The sequence below is a fragment of the Lysinibacillus telephonicus genome (assembly GCF_003966145.1).
In the GTDB taxonomy this organism is placed as follows: Bacteria; Bacillota; Bacilli; order Bacillales_A; family Planococcaceae; genus Ureibacillus; species Ureibacillus telephonicus.
Map to the genome: position 1 here is coordinate 12,656 of NZ_RXNR01000020.1, position 18,016 is coordinate 30,671.

The 18,016-nt window shown below is 34.2% G+C and carries 19 protein-coding genes; 3 read left to right on the forward strand and 16 right to left on the reverse strand.

Annotated elements, in window-relative coordinates; genetic code table 11:
• Window positions 1-32 precede the first annotated feature (32 nt).
• The 6 genes from EKG35_RS08850 to EKG35_RS08875 form a co-directional block, all read right to left on the reverse strand.
• The gene (locus EKG35_RS08850) at window positions 33-539 is read right to left on the reverse strand and encodes a hypothetical protein (protein WP_126294087.1); all 507 of its coding nucleotides are present in this window, start codon (window positions 537-539) and stop codon (window positions 33-35) included.
• Between the two features lie 205 nt (window positions 540-744).
• Window positions 745-1,362, reverse strand: coding sequence for a YtpR family tRNA-binding protein (gene ytpR, locus EKG35_RS08855; RefSeq protein WP_126294088.1), 618 nt, complete (start codon window positions 1,360-1,362; stop codon window positions 745-747).
• Window positions 1,362-2,174, reverse strand: coding sequence for a DUF1444 domain-containing protein (locus EKG35_RS08860; RefSeq protein WP_126294089.1), 813 nt, complete (start codon window positions 2,172-2,174; stop codon window positions 1,362-1,364). Before EKG35_RS08860 ends, ytpR begins: the two co-directional genes overlap by 1 nt.
• Before the next feature lie 258 nt (window positions 2,175-2,432).
• Window positions 2,433-2,969, reverse strand: a complete 537-nt coding sequence (locus EKG35_RS08865; protein WP_126294090.1) for a hypothetical protein — start codon at window positions 2,967-2,969, stop codon at window positions 2,433-2,435.
• Between the two features lie 81 nt (window positions 2,970-3,050).
• The gene (locus EKG35_RS08870) at window positions 3,051-3,566 is read right to left on the reverse strand and encodes a DUF84 family protein (protein ID WP_185807691.1); all 516 of its coding nucleotides are present in this window, start codon (window positions 3,564-3,566) and stop codon (window positions 3,051-3,053) included.
• A gap of 107 nt (window positions 3,567-3,673) precedes the next feature.
• Window positions 3,674-4,750, reverse strand: a complete 1,077-nt coding sequence (locus EKG35_RS08875) for a M42 family metallopeptidase (RefSeq protein WP_126294092.1) — start codon at window positions 4,748-4,750, stop codon at window positions 3,674-3,676.
• 159 nt (window positions 4,751-4,909) lie between these two features.
• Here EKG35_RS08875 and EKG35_RS08880 point away from each other — a divergent pair, with 159 nt between their 5' ends.
• Entirely contained in the window at window positions 4,910-5,227 is a 318-nt protein-coding gene (locus EKG35_RS08880) for a hypothetical protein (protein ID WP_126294093.1), read from the forward strand.
• A 39-nt stretch (window positions 5,228-5,266) separates the two neighbouring features.
• Here EKG35_RS08880 and EKG35_RS08885 read toward each other — a convergent pair whose 3' ends face one another.
• From EKG35_RS08885 to pepV, 7 genes are all read right to left on the reverse strand, one after another.
• Window positions 5,267-6,142 carry a YtnP family quorum-quenching lactonase gene (locus EKG35_RS08885; protein WP_126294094.1) on the reverse strand — a complete coding sequence of 292 codons (876 nt, stop codon included), beginning with the start codon at window positions 6,140-6,142 and terminating at the stop codon, window positions 5,267-5,269.
• A 107-nt stretch (window positions 6,143-6,249) separates the two neighbouring features.
• Window positions 6,250-6,897 (reverse strand): tRNA (guanosine(46)-N7)-methyltransferase TrmB, encoded by a 648-nt coding sequence (trmB, locus tag EKG35_RS08890; RefSeq protein WP_126294140.1) that lies wholly within the window; start codon window positions 6,895-6,897, stop codon window positions 6,250-6,252.
• Window positions 6,898-7,024: 127 nt separating this feature from the next.
• Window positions 7,025-7,546 (reverse strand): diacylglycerol/lipid kinase family protein, encoded by a 522-nt coding sequence (locus tag EKG35_RS08895; RefSeq protein WP_126294095.1) that lies wholly within the window; start codon window positions 7,544-7,546, stop codon window positions 7,025-7,027.
• Window positions 7,539-7,970 carry an acylglycerol kinase family protein gene (locus EKG35_RS08900; protein WP_126294096.1) on the reverse strand — a complete coding sequence of 144 codons (432 nt, stop codon included), beginning with the start codon at window positions 7,968-7,970 and terminating at the stop codon, window positions 7,539-7,541. The genes EKG35_RS08895 and EKG35_RS08900 overlap by 8 nt, the downstream gene beginning before the upstream one ends.
• 2 nt (window positions 7,971-7,972) lie before the next feature.
• Complete coding sequence (locus EKG35_RS08905; protein ID WP_126294097.1) at window positions 7,973-8,968, reverse strand: nuclease-related domain-containing protein; 996 nt, start codon at window positions 8,966-8,968, stop codon at window positions 7,973-7,975.
• Window positions 8,969-9,311: 343 nt separating this feature from the next.
• A complete protein-coding gene (gene dat, locus EKG35_RS08910; RefSeq protein ID WP_126294098.1) occupies window positions 9,312-10,169 on the reverse strand; it encodes a D-amino-acid transaminase in 858 nt (285 codons plus the stop codon).
• 19 nt (window positions 10,170-10,188) lie between these two features.
• Window positions 10,189-11,583 (reverse strand): dipeptidase PepV, encoded by a 1,395-nt coding sequence (pepV, locus tag EKG35_RS08915; protein WP_126294099.1) that lies wholly within the window; start codon window positions 11,581-11,583, stop codon window positions 10,189-10,191.
• A 318-nt stretch (window positions 11,584-11,901) separates the two neighbouring features.
• Between pepV and EKG35_RS08920 the strand changes: the two genes are divergently transcribed.
• Complete coding sequence (locus EKG35_RS08920; protein WP_097072935.1) at window positions 11,902-12,123, forward strand: DeoR family transcriptional regulator; 222 nt, start codon at window positions 11,902-11,904, stop codon at window positions 12,121-12,123.
• A 538-nt stretch (window positions 12,124-12,661) separates the two neighbouring features.
• Here the strand turns inward: EKG35_RS08920 and EKG35_RS08930 are convergent.
• Together EKG35_RS08930 and EKG35_RS08935 are read right to left on the reverse strand one after the other, a co-directional pair.
• Complete coding sequence (locus tag EKG35_RS08930) at window positions 12,662-13,378, reverse strand: pseudouridine synthase (protein ID WP_126294101.1); 717 nt, start codon at window positions 13,376-13,378, stop codon at window positions 12,662-12,664.
• A 16-nt stretch (window positions 13,379-13,394) separates the two neighbouring features.
• A complete protein-coding gene (locus tag EKG35_RS08935) occupies window positions 13,395-15,005 on the reverse strand; it encodes a putative polysaccharide biosynthesis protein (RefSeq protein WP_126294102.1) in 1,611 nt (536 codons plus the stop codon).
• A 283-nt stretch (window positions 15,006-15,288) separates the two neighbouring features.
• Between EKG35_RS08935 and EKG35_RS08940 the strand changes: the two genes are divergently transcribed.
• A complete protein-coding gene (locus EKG35_RS08940) occupies window positions 15,289-16,545 on the forward strand; it encodes a BaiN/RdsA family NAD(P)/FAD-dependent oxidoreductase (RefSeq protein ID WP_126294103.1) in 1,257 nt (418 codons plus the stop codon).
• Between the two features lie 141 nt (window positions 16,546-16,686).
• On the opposite strand, the gene EKG35_RS08945 is transcribed toward EKG35_RS08940, so the two are convergent.
• Entirely contained in the window at window positions 16,687-17,997 is a 1,311-nt protein-coding gene (locus tag EKG35_RS08945) for a hemolysin family protein (RefSeq protein WP_126294104.1), read from the reverse strand.
• Window positions 17,998-18,016: the final 19 nt, after the last annotated feature.

Below are 18,016 nucleotides of genomic sequence, written 5' to 3' on the forward strand. Positions count from 1 at the left end.
TGGTTTTTTAACAGAATTTGTCGCTAAACCTACTATTTCTTAAATAAAACAGCTTCATCAAGAGTGTGTTTCTCACTTATTACTTTTTCATTTTCCTTCCAGGTTACTTTCATTGTTCCTTTACTAAGCATATCTTTTAGTTGTTGTTCATTTGTTTCACCTGTATAGATAATAATTTCATGGTAATGTTCAATTGTGTTATCGTCCGGATGAGGATATTCCCAAATCTCCCCGGTCCAATAAATATCATCACCAAGTAATTCTTTATATGTTTTTGAAAATTCTATTTCTACATTTTGTACATTTTTTGGGTAAGTGACTTTTACAAGTGATTTTAGTAGTTTGAAATTATCTTTCTCCGGGTTTTTAACATATTCCAAACTACCAATGCTGTCATAAGTTTTATCATCTACTGGTGAAATTTGTGTTTCAATTATTACATTAGGATGTGCTTTAGTATTTGATTGATTTAAATACATCGTTAAAAAAACGACTCCGATAACAGCTATTAGTACTGTTACAATCCATTTGCGTCTCATTTCAATCACCCTTCCAACAGGATATTTATTCAGAAAATAATTAATTTTAGCAATTGAGCATCTTTTTACAGTTTATCATACTTCTAATAATTTGAATTGTTGATTTTCCTTTAAATTTACAATTTTACATGTATTTGTTAATCGTTGTTTCTATATAAAGAAAAGAGACTCCAACTATTGTTAGAATCTCTTTGGCTTGTCGATATTATAATGTTGAAGGAATTTCAAATGGTACTCCAACTTCAGTATCATTATCCAATACTAAAATACCTTTTGCAGAAGGCGCATTTGGAATTGCCAATTCACGTGCTGAACAAAGCATTCCTTCTGAAGCAACACCTCGTAATTCAGAATGCTTGATAACTAACCCAGAAGGCATAACTGCTCCTATTTTTGCCACTACTACCTTTTGCCCAGCTTCAACATTCGGTGCACCACATACAATTTGTAATACTTCTTCGCCTACATTTACTTTACAAATACTTAATTTATCAGCATTTGGATGTTTTTCTTTTTCCTCTACATAACCTACTACGAATTTCGGTGAAAAGTCGATATCTAATGAAACTTTTACTCCATTTTCATCCATAGCTTTTTCAATTTTTTGTACTAGCTCAGGTGTTACTTCCACATTTCCTTCCACATCTAAATCTATATATTTACTTGCATTGAATAAATTAAATGCTTTTATTTCCCCTGTTGCCTTCTCTTTTAAAATTGCAAAATCACCAATTTTCTCAACTTCCGTATTGACGATTCTTTCAGATGCTAATTGTACTAATAGTACATCTCCAACATATTTCTTATTGTACGATATTAACATTACTCTTCTTGCTCCTTTTTTACTTTATTCTTCGCTAGTATAAATATCGGTTCTAATTCACCATTTTCATATACAAATGATAATGATGTAATTGGAACGGCACCAACTGTAAAGAAATGCATTGTCATTTGTGCTAATACATCATAACCTACTTCGTTCCGAATATCACCAATAATTAACACATCTTGATGTGGAACTGAAACGGTCATATCACCTTCGATTTTTGATTTCATTTCCTTTAAAAACGATTCGTTCAAAATACGACTTGCATCATAACCATCATTTTCATTTAGAAAATAAAAAATATTTCCAGCAACTTCATCCTTTTTGGTTTTTGTCGATAATTTCCGAACTGAAAAACGTGCGGCTTCCCGAATTTGATTTGCTGAAACATTTAATTTTCCCAATATGGACTCATCAATTAATCGATAGGTTGTCCCTAAGTCAAGTGCATAATAAATCCGTGTTTCAGCAGTATGATCTGTCATAACAAATGGATGACCTTCGTTTGATTTTAATGGAAAAGAGGCAGAACGGATGACTGGATACACTAAAGATAAATCATGGAATCCTTCTGACTGTTCTTTTTTCATTGCATTAAATGTTTGCTCAATTGTGTAGACAACTTCATCAATCGCCTTCTCTTTTTTTGTATGATATTTCGCTAAAATATCTGGGAGTAATATATCCATTCCTCGATTTAATGATTTATGATTAAGTCTTAAACTATCTTTTTCTTTATCAAAAATAAATTCAAATTGTTCGGTTCCTAATCGCAATTTTAATTGCTCTACCAATTCCTTCGATTTCATTAAATCACATCCTTTTCATTTGAGAAGCTTTTTTAACGTGGCTCTGTAACTTGTGTAGGAGCGGGAAAGTCTCGCCTTGTGACACCTTCCATAACCAACATCGTGTTCACCCCTCACATTCACCCAACCGATACTAATTAAAATTCTTCTAAGTATTTTCTTTAATATTTCCTAAACAGCAATAAACGGCTCACATAAAGTGAACCGTACTTTAAAAGCATTTAATTATATTGTAACAAAAGTTTTAATTTCTATCGATTAGTTTGTCTGGTCAGCTTCTTCAACTAATTTAACAGAACGAACAATTGTCATCATATCAACAAGTTTTCCATCTATATTTTTATCTTCAGAAATGGTTGAAATTTTCACGCCACCACAGCTTGCGATTAATTCAAAGCGTTCTTCATCATACTCAACTACTGCTGTAAAACCAAATGCCCCATCAAACTCAACAGTTTCTTCTTTAACGATTTTTTTTGATTTATCATTCTTTAATAATTCATAATGCAAGTTGCTATCTTCTTTTTCATTGCTATTAACAAATAAAATGAAGCTGTCCTTTCCTTTTGTAACTATTAAATTATTAACATCATCACTTTTCTCCACGTTATAGCCAGAAGGCAGATATAATTCAATATCTCCAATTGTTTTATTAGGTTCTTGAGCATTTTCTTCGAATACAGTTTGTGCATTTGCTACTCCTGTATTAATCTGCTCTTCAACAGTTTTGCCACACCCTGCTAGTGCTAATATTAAAACTAAAACAGCAGGTCCGAAAAACCACTTGCGTTTCATATATGTATGCCTCACTTTCTACCAATTTCTTAATAGTTATTTATTGATTAATGATGTTGCATTTAAGTTGCATTGCAATATTTAATTTTTGATATATAAATATTGACCAATTAATAGTTTAACAATATGCTCAAACATTTCAGTACGGTCTACAAGACCAGCAGTAAATACACCAACAGCTCCTAAACTAGATCTCGTATCTTTTTGTTTAGTAAACTCATCCATAACAGGTCCTAATTCTTTGCCAGCCCGTAATTCATTTGCAATTTCTTCTGGGAGCAAAAATTGTGCACCGCTGCATGAGATAATAGTACCATCTTTTAAAGCAACTGCTCCCCAGTTGCAACAATACATTAATCCATCTATTTCGCAGACTCCTCCCTCTAATCCAAAATTCAAATCAGCATTCGATGATTTTAACGTATTTATTGCTCGGTTAATTGCACCCTGCCTCGTCTCTTCATTTGAAAATGGCTGCTCTGATACATTAGAAGGTACTGAATACTGCTCAAAATGTACATCATCAAAAAATGTATTTACTATATTTTTAATAGCTGCAGTTTTTGCTCTATTTTTTGTTCCAATTGCTATTTGCACTAAATTCATCTCCATCACAACAATCCAAATCTACATGGATCTAATATTAAGACGCAAACTTCAATAAAAAAGATGCCGATTTGGGCACCTTCTTTACCTTTACTATTTTACGCATTGTTTAGAATAGTTTCAACCGTTGTTCGATCAAGTGATTTTACCAGCTTAATAAGCAGTTCTTTTGCAGCTGCATAATCATCAATATGAATTATAGAAGCAGCGGTATGAATATATCGAGAACAAATACCTATTACAGTACTTGGAATTCCCTCGTTTGCTATATGCACTTTCCCTGCATCCGTTCCACCATTCGAAACAAAGTACTGGTAAGGAATATCATTAGACTCAGCAGTATCTAAAATAAATTCACGCAAGCCTCGATGTGTTACCATTGTCGGATCGTAAATTCTTAGAAGTGTTCCTTTTCCTAATTGACCAAATTGGGTTTTATCCCCTGTAGTATCATTTGCAGCCGAAGCATCTAATGCGAAAAATAAATCTGGCTTTATCATATTAGCAGATACTTGAGCACCACGGAGACCAACTTCTTCCATTACATTCGCACCAGAATAAAGATTATTTACAACCTTTTCATCTTTTAATTCTTTTAATAATTCTATCGCTAGTCCGCAGCCATAACGGTTATCCCAAGCTTTTGCCATAATTTTTTTCGGATTTGCCATTGGAGTGAACGGGCATATTGGAATAATCGATTGACCAGGTCGAATACCCATTTCAAGCGCATCCTCTTTACTATCTGCACCTACATCAATCAGCATATCCTTTATTTCTGTTTGTTTATTATTTTCAGTATTTCTTAATAAATGCGGTGGTATCGATGCAATGACCCCAGGAATCTCCTTATTCTTTGTATAAACGGTTACTCGCTGTGCTTGCAACACTTGGTTAGACCAACCACCTAATGTTTGAAAACGAATCATACCGTTTTCTGTAATATCCCTTACCATAAAAGACACTTCATCCATATGACCAGCAACTAAAATTTTCGGAGCGCTAATATCCTTTGCTTTTCTAACGCCAAAAATTCCGCCTAAATTATCCTGTATTATTTCATCAGAATATTTTTCAAGCTCACCTCGCATAAATTGACGAACAGCATGCTCATTGCCTGGTGCGCCAGGTAATTCCGTTAAAGTTTTAAATAACCGCAAAGTCTCCTCGTTCATCAATAAACACTCCCTATTTCATTTGTTCTTCATTTTACCATAAAGTGAAATTTCAATCATTGGGGGCATATTAAAGGAGCAACAATAAATTCATATTGTACTGCAAGACTTCTTTAAAAATTGATGTTAAAATAAGGAATACTTAAAGGAGGATGGCAAATGAAATTACGGGATTTTTTAATAGGTGTAGCTACTGGATTAGCTGCAGCAATTATCATTAAAGAAACTTCTGAAAAAATTTCTCCATTTATTTCTGCAAATCAAGTTTTAAATAATGTAAAAGCTGAATTTAAAAAAGAAAGTCCAATTGATGGATCTTGGATTTATATGAAAGCTGAAGAATTTAGGAATGGCATTATGACAATTCCAGTATATCGCGGGGGTATTTCAAGAGTTGTCAATGGTGAAATGGAGACATATGAATTCGCGGCCGATGCACGGTCAGGTGTAGTGGTAGAACTTATAAAACAAAGTTAATATTAAAGCTGTTCGATAATCAAATCGAACAGCTTTCTTTTATAAATTCGTTTGAAATTGTATTTTTGCCTCTTTGCCTCGTTTTAATGAATCAATTACTTCTTTTCCATCTGGCGACCATTGAATCATGCGGTAATAAGCATCATGGTAAAAAATAAATTTATAGCCGTTTGCAAGAGCTTCCTTCATGATTTTTTCCTTTGCAAATACACTTGTCATTGGATAATCATCATAAGCTAGAACCCATAATGGATTTTGGTGAGCATGTGTTGGCATAATGTCAGCCATATGAAGCATAGTTTCATCGTTTTGCGATAATTTTATAATTGCGTGACCATCACTATGCCCACCAGTATGAATCATCTCTAAGCCAGGTGCAACAACTAATGAATTTGTAAAAGTTTCCACTTGCTCTTGAATGGGCTCCCAATTTTCCTTCCAATACGTATTTTTGGAACGGATATTAGGGCTTCTCATTTCATCCCATTCAATTTGAGTCGTATAGATTTTTGCATTCGGGAATGTCGGAACTAGTACATCTCCTTCCCAGCGAGTCAATCCTCCAGCATGATCAAAATGCAGATGCGTCATTAATACGGCATCAATATCCATTGCAGTAAGCCCAAGCTCTTCTAAGCTTTGTAATATTGTCGATTCTTCGGTTACACCGTAGTTTCTAAGTTGTTTTTCTGTTAATTTATTAAAACCGACACCACTATCGATTAAGTAATTTTTCCCCTCATATTGAAGCAAGATCGGTTCACATGCAAGTTCTATCTGATTTTTTTCATTTACAGGATATTTGCGTGACCAAAGAGGTTTCGGCACCACCCCAAACATTGCTCCACCATCTAAAGAAGTTACACCCCCATTAAGCCATGTTAATGACATGTTGTGAAATTGAAACGTATCCATCCATCTCTCCCCTTTACAACTATTTCAATTGAAATGATTCTAATCGATAGATGTTAAGCCCACTTCTTCATCTTTAAATTACACAACCGTTAACTAATCATAATTCCTTATTTGGCAACGAACTGTGCTTCTAGACGATATATCGGCTGGCCCTTAGCTGAAAATTTTTCTTCATATTCCGTCATAATATTGTCTTCCGGCATATTTGCATGTAAATCAAGTGATACATATTTTAGCAGCATACCATATTCAGACATGCTTACAAGGGAATATTCGAAGAGGCCACGATTATCCGTTTTAAAATGAACCTCACCATTATCGATTAAAATCGACTCATATAATTTCAAAAATCCTTCGTGCGTTAAACGACGCTTTGCATGACGTGTTTTCGGCCAAGGATCTGAGAAATTCAAGTAAACACGACTAATATCATTTTTTTGGAAATATTTATCTAAATCTGCCCCATTTACTTTTAATAATCGTAAATTTGGCGGTGTATTTGCATCTAAAACTTTTTCTAAAGCACTTACAATGACGCTATCATATAATTCGATTCCAATATAATTAATAGTTGGATTTGCAAGCGCCATTCCCGTAACAAATTGACCTTTCCCCGTCCCAACTTCTATATGAAGAGGATGATCATTTCCAAATACTTCTTTCCAATTCCCTTTATATTGCTCTGGGCTTGGAATAATAATTTCTGGATGACTATTTATGAATTCCTCTGCCCATGGTTTATTTCTTAATCTCACTTCATTTATCCTCATTTCTAGTTGTACATCAATTACACCTTTGCTCTTCACCCACCTAATATAATTGCTGAATGAAGAGAAATTCCATTTTATTATAACTTATATTTCTTATAATTTCATATTTTCGCTATTTTACATCGGCTAGTTTCAAACTATTCAAACTTACAGTATAAGTAATTTCCGACTCTTTCTTTGTAGTTCCTATTAATTCTCCATCTGCGTGGCACGGCAATTCCTTATCTACACTTAAAATGAACTTGCTGCTGCTTATTTGAACAACTTCCTTTAATCGTGTATGCGCACCGAAAAAAACAGTTATAAAGAGCAGTAATAGTTTAAATCTTGAGAGATTATAGACAATTGTTAACTCTATTAGTCCATCTTTTGAACAAGAATTTGGGGATATTTTCATGCCACCTCCAAAGTAAGGCTGATTTGAAACTGTTGCAAACCATACTTTTTCGTATGTATACTGTTGTCCGTCTTGTTGAATAGTTAATTTAAATAATTTATAGGTAAATAAGCAATATAGAACAAAATATATATAGCTGAGCTGCCCAAGACCTATTTTATTTAATCTTTTCTTTATTTTTGAATTATTTGTTTTATAAGCTATATATGCATCAAAGCCGATTCCAGTATTATTCACAAAATACTTTTTTTAGATTTTCTTTATTCAGCTTTACTATACCGCAGTCCTTCTCTTGAAAAGCTCTCCCACTGTGCATCATAAAGTCATCAATTTGGCGTGCTGTTTGGAAAGAAGCATAGCCTCTTGAAAAATCATTTCCCGATCCAGCACAAACAGCACCAACTAAGACATTACTATACCCTATAACACCATTTACCACTTCATGAATAGTCCCGTCTCCGCCAATTGCTATGATTAAAGCTGTCTGATTAGAAGCTAATGCCTTTTCACAAAAATGTTCTGCAAGCTTACTTGCATGTCCCTCATATCTCGTAAAAGTAAAATTGAAGGAAGGTGTAGTTAATTCTTTCCTTAATTGCTGCCAAACTTTCTTCCCTTTCCCACTTCCTGCAAATTCATTAATAATAAAATATAGCTTCACGCTTACTTTTCCTCTTGTTGCTCAGCATTCCAAATATCTCGGTTAAATGAGGTAGTTTGGACGGATTGCAAAATCGTTTGAGCTGCATGCATTTGCATACGTTTCATAGGGGAAGTTGACCGTTTCATTTGCAGCATCCATTTTGGGTACTCACGTTTATCCACAAACTGTACATTATAGATTGAGCCAGGATAATCAAAATAGCCATTTCTTGATAGTAGTACTTTTCGAATAGGCATTTCAACATCATTATTGATAAACAGCTGCGAAATTATTGATTCCATCCTGTTAAGTTGAATAATTGGATTTAGCACTTTTTTATCGATTTTCCCTACTTTTTTTGTCCAAAAACGATCACTGTTTCCAACAAAAACAGCTGAATTTTCTTCTTCAACAACTGTTATACAAATACATTCTGTCGGTGTTAATAATATAATATCTAATTCAACCGGTGCTTTTTTTACTTTCACAATAGGGTAATAAAATACTAAATAACTATCTGGAAAGCGTTGAAGCAAGCTTCTTAGCATAGTATCCCGCATAAATCTCGGATCAACATAGGATTTTTCACGTAATGTCGAGCTTGCCCATTTTATTTGAAAATGAAAAAATTGATCAAAAAACATTCTTTTTAATTCTTCCAACGTACTAGGATAATACACTATTTTTGGCTCAAAGAATAATGTAGTCTCTTCTTCTTGAATTTCATCTTCTTGATTAATTAACTCATTCGAAACATCAACTTTTTCGATATCTTCCTCTTCCAGTTCTTGTTTTTTGAACTTAAATTTTTTTAACAGGGAAATACGTCTTTTTGGTTCTTGAATTTCCTCCTGATTATCAATATGTTCCCACTCAGGAATTTCTTCTCCCGATAACCATTGATGCTTCACTCTCTCCCACTGGCTTTTCTTTAAACGTACAAACTGAGTTGGATACCTAGTTAAATTCATTTGATATCTTGAAATATAATCTTGAAGCTTTACTAATTGAGCCAATTAAAACACTCCTATCTAATCTATAGCCGATGGTTCAATTTTACATGAGGGAAAGAAAAAAAAATAGGGGCTAACCTGCATCTCAATATGACTATCAACAGAAGTTCAGACTGTCGACATTCGCTTTTTATACTTATGTTGTACCTAACACTGCTATCTTTGCAGATAAACTTCTGACAAGTGTTTGCTAGATCGTCAGAACAGCTGCTTTTAAAAGGTCATAAATAGAAAAAGGAGTGTAGTCAAAAGTGAACTGTACTCTTAAAGTCAGTTTAAACTTTGCCTACACTCCTAATTTTTCTATCATTTAATGAAACTATGTTATTCTAAAAAAGTTTCTTTCTTATTTATTAGAATGTAATGGCTGTGGAATTTTTGTTGTAAATTGTTCTTGTAATTTACGAGTCCATTCGCCAATAACGCTACCGTTAATTTTCACTCCATCCACTTCTACTACTGGTGTAATTTCAGAAGTTGTTGAAGAAACAAATAATTCATCCATATTCAATGCTTGTTCTGTCGTAAATGCTTCTTCTTTAATAGGTAGGCCAATTTCCTTCGCACAAGTTAAAATAACACCACGTGTAATTCCGCTCAAAATTAAATTGTTAGCAGGATGAGTATATAGCACCCCATCTTTAATGCCAAAGACATTTGTCGAAGAACCTTCAGTAATTGTTCCATCACGATGTAAAATTGCTTCATAGCAGCCTTTATCATGTGCTTCTTGTTTAGCTAAAACAGCACCTAATAAGTTTAATGATTTTATATCGCAGCGCAGCCAACGAATATCTTCAAGTATTGTTGCTTTCACACCATTTTGCATATTTTCTACTGAACGAGGCGCTTCTTTTACATTTCCAGTTAGTACTGGCAATACATCATCACCTGGGAACAAATGATTACGTGGAGAAGTACCTCGTGTAATTTGGAAATAAAGATTTCCTGTATTTAAATTATTTGCTTCTATTAATTCATGAAGTAGTTTAATTAATTTATCTTTTGTATAAGGAATAGTGATTTTAATTTTATCAGCACTCAAATAAAAACGATCAATATGTTCTTGTGCTGTAAACATTTCGCCATTGTATACTTTGATTACTTCATAAACGCCGTCGCCGAATTGATATCCACGGTCTTCCTTATCAATAATAACCTCATCATCATTCACAATCTTATCATTCCATAATGTATAACCCACTTTTCCCACGTCCTTCTTATTATTTTTCACTAGCTAGTTCTACAATTGCTTCAGCATAAATAGCAGCTGCTTTAATTAAATTTTCAATGACAACAAATTCATCTGCTTGATGCGCAACATCAGGTTCACCAGGGAATAACATACCAAATGCAACCCCTTTTTCCATTGTACGTGCATACGTCCCACCACCAGTAGATAGCGGCTTTGATAAGTCGCCAGTATGCTTTCGATATACCTTTAGTAATGTTTGAACGAGCATTTCTTCTTCAGCAACATAATGCGGAGCTGAGTTTGATACAACATCAAGTGCAAATCCATAAGAGGATAAGAGATCACCTGCTTCTGTAATTTTTTGCTCAAATGGATATGAAACTGAATAACGCATACTAACTTGAATACGTCCGCCATGTTCATTATGAAACAGAACGATACCTGGGTTTAAGGTTGTTTGACCTGACATTTCATCAGCAAAATTTAACTTTAAATTTGTCCCATAATGATCGTTGTCGAAAGCATTTACCATAAATGATACAAACTGCTTACTTGCATTCGTAGTTATAAATCCTTGTAAAAATCTTGAAAGCAATACTGCTGCATTTTTACCTTTTTCTGGTTCCAATGCATGTGCTGACTTTCCTTTAATAGTTATTATATATCTATTTTCCTCTTTCGTTAAAGTACCTTCCGTCATATTTTTTTCTAAAAATTTCTGAAATTCTGATTCAATTTCATTTGGTAAGTTTTGAACAATAGCCTTTGCAAAGTCCGGCACCATATTTGTACGATGACCAGATTGAAAAGCAACTAATTCCTCATCTTTACTTATTGGACCCTGCTGTGAAAAATCAAGCACCGCGATTCCTTTTTCAGCATTAATCATCGGAAAATCTGCATCTGGAGCAAAACCAATAGCAGGCATCTCTTCTTTTTCAAAATAACGCTCTACACAGCGAAAGCCGCTTTCTTCATCTGTTCCTATAATCATTCGAACACGTTTGGTTAATTTGACCCCCGCATCCTTCACCATTTTCATCGCCAGCCAGGCTGCCATCGTCGGTCCTTTATCATCTATTGCACCACGACCATAAATTTTCCCATCTGCAATTTCACCTTTAAAGGGTGGATATGTCCATGAATCCCCAGCTGGAACAACATCTACATGACATAAAATTCCCAGTATATCTTGTCCTTCTCCCATTTCGATATGGCCAGCAATATTGTCTACATTTTTTGTAATAAATCCTTGCTGTTCCCCTTTTTGAAGCATAAATTGCAATGCCTTTAACGGACCTTGACCAAAAGGCGCTGACTCAGTAGCTCCATCCTCATCAAGAACACTTTCAATTTGAATTAAATGTTGTAATTCTAAAATTAACTCATCTTTTCTAGATTGCGCGATTGTAAACCAATCCATTTTATACCACCTCAAATTGTAATTACGATTATTTTACTCTTAATAAAATAAAGTACAAGCACATTTGACATAATCTAATACTATTTTTCGTATTATCACATTACAAACATTTAAAAATTATATTAATTAATTGAGAATTATGGAAAAATTAATAGTTTGCTGATATAATGGCGTTGTCATAGTTATTTACTTGACAAAAAAATTTAAAAAAGGGGATGTCTAAGGCAGAAATATAATACGCCTATGTGCACCTCTGCACTAATTGTCGTCCGCTAGTCTTTGCCATGAGAATTAAGATCGAAGGAGTGGTTCATAATTATGAAACCAACTACTGACAGAATGCTTAATCGTATTAAAGACGTGTATATGTTTATCCTTGATAAAGGGACGGTGTCTACACAGGATTTAGTCGAAGAGTTCAACATCACTCCTCGCACCATTCAAAGAGATTTGAATGTGTTAGCCTTTAATGACTTGGTTGTTAGCCCAAGCCGAGGCAAATGGACAACGACGAAGAAAAAAGTAAAATTAACATCTTAGATATAAAGGCAATAAGCGCATTTTTGCCAATAATTTATTGAAATATATTTCCCTAAAAATACGACTTGCAGCTTTCATTTTTAAGTTGCTATAGGCAAGCGTTAATTGCTAGACATAGAAAGTATTAAATCAACAGAGAATGACCTGTCGTCGTGGTCATTCTTTTTTTTGCGTTTATCTGGATCTTTATATTATTATCGCAAAGTTAATTTTTCAAAGTGCTTTTCACAAAATTTACGCGAGTTTACTAACCTTTTACGCGATTCCCTTTCTTATTCACGTAATTTTTTTATTATTTACGTACTTTCACTACTTTTTACACACTAACTAATAATTACGTGGATTCGACTATTTTTACGAATTTTACAGAAAGATTTACGCACTTCAGAATATTTTTACGTGGAATTCCATGTTTTTTTCACCCTTTAAAATATTTACGCAGTTCTATATTTTATCAGTATTGCCTCAAATTCACTTAATAAGTCTAATTAAAAAATACCTTAAAAGAGATTGACTCACTCTTTTAAGGTATTTTTGATTACTGATTAATATTTTTTGATGCAGCCAGTTCTTCCTCAGTTAGTTCACGGTAATCCCCAAGCTCTAATGTTTCATCTAGTTTCAAGCTTCCCATCGACAGACGTTTTAAATAGACTACTTTCTTATCAACCGCTTCAAACATCCGTTTGACTTGATGAAACTTTCCTTCGCGGATTGTTAATTCAATTTCGGAAACAGTATCCGACTTTAAAATAACAAGTTCGCCAGGCTTGGTTTTATAACCATCATCAAGAACTACTCCATTCTTAAATGCTTCAATATCTGCTTCCGTTACTACCCCATCAATTCTTGCATAGTAAGTTTTAGGCACATGTTTTTTAGGTGATAATAAGTTATGAGATAACTGTCCATCATTTGTAATGAGAAGCAACCCTTCAGTATCTTTGTCTAAACGTCCAACAGGAAAAGGTTTGAAATGTTGTGCTAATGGATCCAATAAATCAATTACCGTTTTATCATGCAAATCTTCTGTTGCAGAAATAACACCGGGTGGTTTATTCATCATTAAATAAATAAATTCTGTATAGTGCACCCGTTCACCAAAAACACTTACATGTTGTACTTCAGGTTTTACATGCATTGCAGCATCCTTTACAACAATTCCGTCAACAGTTACAGCTTTTTGCTTTAACAGCAGTTTTACTTCTTTTCTACTTCCATACCCCATATTCCCTAACAATTTATCTAAACGCACTTAAAGTTGATTCCTCCTATTTCAACCCTATTTTGCTTGCTATTTTGGTAATACGATCACCTAAAAGCTTTTGTGCAAGCCCAAGTCTATATGCTAAGGCTCCATAAGCCGCTGCTCCAACCCCTACACAAATTAGTAGATAAATACTTGTAATCACCTTATTTTCTGGCTCAGCAATGAAGTATAGTAGTTTATTTACAGCAAATACAGCAATCATCATAACCGCAGTTAAAATACAAATTAAAATTGTACGTCTAAAGACCAGCTTCGAACGGTAATGCAGCACTTTATGAATTACTACAATATTAATCAAAATAGTAACCAAATAACCAATTGCAGTTGCTAGTATAGCACCATCTACCTGCATTAATTTTACAAGAGGCGTATTTAACATGAGCTTTATTAATAAACCAGTTAATAAGCTGAAAATTATCCACTTTTGATAATCGATACCTTGTAAAATAGCAGCTGTCACTGAAAATAAGGCAAATAATATTGCCGTAGGTGCATAATGAGCTAACACTTCCGCTCCCATTTCACTTTGCTCATATAGAACGTGATAAATATCAGGTGCTAAAATAGTGATGCCCATACTCGCTGGAATTGTAATAAATAACAGCACTTGATATGTTTTATCCATCGCTCCACGAAGTACATTGAATTCTGCAAGTGTAAAATGCTTTGTAATAATCGGAATTAATGCCATTGAAAATCCAGTTGCAAGCATAACTGGAATAATAACGATTTTATGTGATAAAAAATTTAACATTGCCAAATACGTATCCGTAACCTTAGCTAGTCCGATAGAAGTCATCGCATTGTTGAACGTTAACATATCGACTAACTGGAATAATGAATTTGACATCCCAACAAATACAATTGGAATAGAGGATTGCAAAATTTCCTTATAAATATCTTTATAAGACAATTCTCCTGAAGAAACACTGCCCTCAAGAAATGTATTAAACTCAGGTTTAAATTTCTTCCAATAATAATAAAGAACAACTAAACCACCAAGAGCACCAACAAATGCTGCAAATACTGCAAATTTAATAGCTGTTTCTGGAGTACCATTTAGCAGCACAACTACCAGGAAGGAACCACCAAGCAAGACAATTATACGAACAATTTGTTCAACTAATTGGGAAACAGAAGTTGGCATGTATTGATTGTAGCCTTGGAAAAATCCTCTAATTAAACTCATGAACGGAACTACCAGCAAAGCAAAGCTAACCCATCTAATAACCGAAGAGATTTGTTCAACTGTAAAAATTTGCTCATCATCTTCAATAACAACGTTTGCTATCGGATTCGCTAATAAGTTCAAAGCAAGAAACGATAGTAAACCGGTGATTAGCATGACCACTACACCTGATTTAAATAAACGTCTCCCCGCTTCATAATCGCCTAATGCATTATATTTTGAAACAAATTTCGAGACAGCTATTGGCAGCCCTGAAATAGCAATTGAAAGCATAATATTATATGGAACATAAGAATATTGATATAACCCAATATTTTCCTCCCCAACAATTGAGTAAAATGGGAATACATAAATTAATCCAAGCACTTTTGATAAAAACAAACCAATTGTTAATATCGCCGTCCCTTTCATTAATGAAGACATATAAACATTCCAATCTTTATGAAATTGTAAAAGTATGTATAGAAATCTAAAAAATAAGAGTCGACCTATTTAGTCGACGATTTCTAACGAATGTTGTTGCGAAAACGAATCTACATGTTAGTTTACATGTGAAAGACGATTTACTCAAATAGTTTCTCTATAATTTATGTATAATATGAATGGCAAGGTAGCACTTTATTTAAAATTTTTATAAAACCACGCTGCTTAACTCATTCAAAATAAAATTATTAACGGCAGTTAGTGTAGAAAGTGAGAAGAATCAATGATTGATGTAATTGTTATCGGTGGAGGTCCTTCAGGATTAATGGCCGCAATTGCTGCTGGAGAACAAAAGAAAAAGGTTTTATTAATTGAAAAAGGAAATAAACTCGGCAAAAAGCTGGCGATTTCTGGCGGAGGGCGTTGCAACGTTACAAACCGCCTATCGGTAGATGAAATTATAAAACATATTCCTGGTAATGGGCGTTTTTTATATAGTCCATTCACAGTATATAATAATGAAAATATTATCGATTTTTTCGAAGGACTTGGCGTAAAACTGAAAGAAGAGGATCACGGTCGCATGTTCCCTGTATCCAATCGCGCGCAGGATGTTGTCGACGCGTTAATCAATGAATTAGAACGGCTTCATGTCGAAATACGGCTTCAAACAACAGTAAGTAAATTATTAATGAATGATGAAAAAATATTGGGAGTAAGATTATCTGACGGTACTGAAATATTGGCTAAAGCTGTGGTGGTAGCTGTTGGAGGTAAAGCAGTTCCTCAGACGGGATCTACTGGAGATGGTTATCCATGGGCCGAACGTGCAGGCCATACCGTAACAGAATTATATCCAACAGAAGTACCAGTAAAATCAAACGAGCCCTTTATTCAGTCTCGTGAATTGCAAGGTCTTGCATTAAGAGATGTTGCAGTATCTGTTTTGAATAAAAAAGGTAAAGCAATTATCACACATCAAATGGACATGCTCTTTACACACTTTGGCTTAAGTGGACCGGCAATTTTACGCTGCAGCCAATTTATCGTGAAGGAGCGGAAGAAAAATGGCGGCGCTCCTGTTCAGGTTCGGATTCAAACATTGACAGATTTCAACATTGAAACTTGTGTACAATATTTAAATAAATTATTAAAGGAAGACCCAAAAAAGGCTGTTAAAAATGTTTGGAAAAACGTTGCGCCAGAACGGTGGCTGTTATTTTTAATGGACCGGGTTGGTATTGATGCATCCAAAACAGCCGCAGAACTATCGCAGGAAAAAATTCGTCAATTAGCAAACGAGCTTGTTGGTTTTACAATGGATGTACATGGTACATTGCCTTTAGAAAAAGCATTTGTGACTGGCGGTGGTGTATCGGTAAAAGAAATCGAGCCAAAAACAATGGCATCCAAAAAGAAATCAGGCCTATTTTTCTGTGGTGAAATTTTAGATATTCATGGGTATACCGGCGGCTACAACATTACAAGCGCCCTAGTAACTGGACGTATAGCCGGCATGAATGCTGGAGCTGTAGAATAAATTTTTAAAAGGAACTCATTTCCTATTACCAAACAACAATACTTTTTTAGCATATTAGAGTAACTTAAAAGGCTGTTCAGAGTTTTTACATTCTGAGCAGCCCTTAGTGTCTTGTTATACTTTAGTCTTTCTACTAAAAAACTAAGCTATTAAGTTTACAGTTTGTTTCACTTCAATAAAATGAATATGGTGTTCTTCCTTTTCGTAAATCGAGAATGAATAGCCTCCATAATCAATTATATTTTCTTGATTTAGTTCCATATCTTGCGCAAAATACCAGCCACCAATAGTATCTACATCAGGGTTTTCTAGTTCTATTTGTAATAACTTTGATACATCCTCTAACAATACCTTCGCATGAATAATGTAATGACCGTCTTTCACCTTGCGAATATCTGCAATTTCATCATCATCAAATTCATCGCGAATTTCACCGACTAATTCTTCTAATATATCCTCTACTGTTACTAAACCTGATGTGCCACCGTATTCATCTAAAAGAATAGCAATATGTGTACGTTCTTTTTGCATTCTTGTTAATAGTTCTTGAATCGGGGCTGTTTCAATTGTTTTAATAACAGGATTAATAAAACTTTCTATATTAAAAGTTTCTGCAGTAATTCGGTTGCTTAAGCCCTGTGTTAAAAAGTCTTTAATATTAATAAAACCGATAATATTATCACGGTCTTCTTCATAAACAGGGTATCGAGTGTAGCGTTCTTCTTGAATGGTTGTCAACACTTCACTAAATGAGGCGTTCTTATTAAAGCCTACTATTTCTGTTCGTGGAACCATTATTTCTCTTGCTATTCGATCATCGAATTCAAATACATTATTTACATATTTTAATTCGTTATGGTTAATTTCACCGTTTTTATAGCTTTCAGTTAATAATAAGCGCAGTTCTTCTTCAGTATGTGACAGTTCATGTTCTGAAGCAGGCTTCATACCAAAAATCCCCACCAGTATACGGGCAGATCCATTTAAGAACCAAATAAATGGATACAAAATTTTATAGAAAATCATTATTGGTTTTGCAAATATTAATGTAATTGTTTCTGATTTTTGAATAGCTGCTGTTTTCGGAGCTAATTCCCCTACCACTACATGTAAAAAAGTGGCGATGATGAAGGCTGCAGCAATTGTAAAGTAATGAACATAATTACTTGAAATACCTATGGCTTCAAACATTGGGTGTAAAATAAATTCAAATGTTGATTCTCCAACCATACCAATACCAAGTGCTGTAACTGTAATCCCTAATTGACAGGCTGATAAATATTCATCTAAATGGGTGGTAACATGTTTTGCTGCAAGAGCACCCTTCTTACCTTCTGCAACTAACTGATCAATTCTCGATTGCCTTACCTTTACAATCGCAAATTCAGTGGCAACGAAAAATGCAGTTAACGCTATTAAAATAGTAAAAATCGTTAAATTTAACGCGGTCAATAAGTTGTCTTACTTAAAA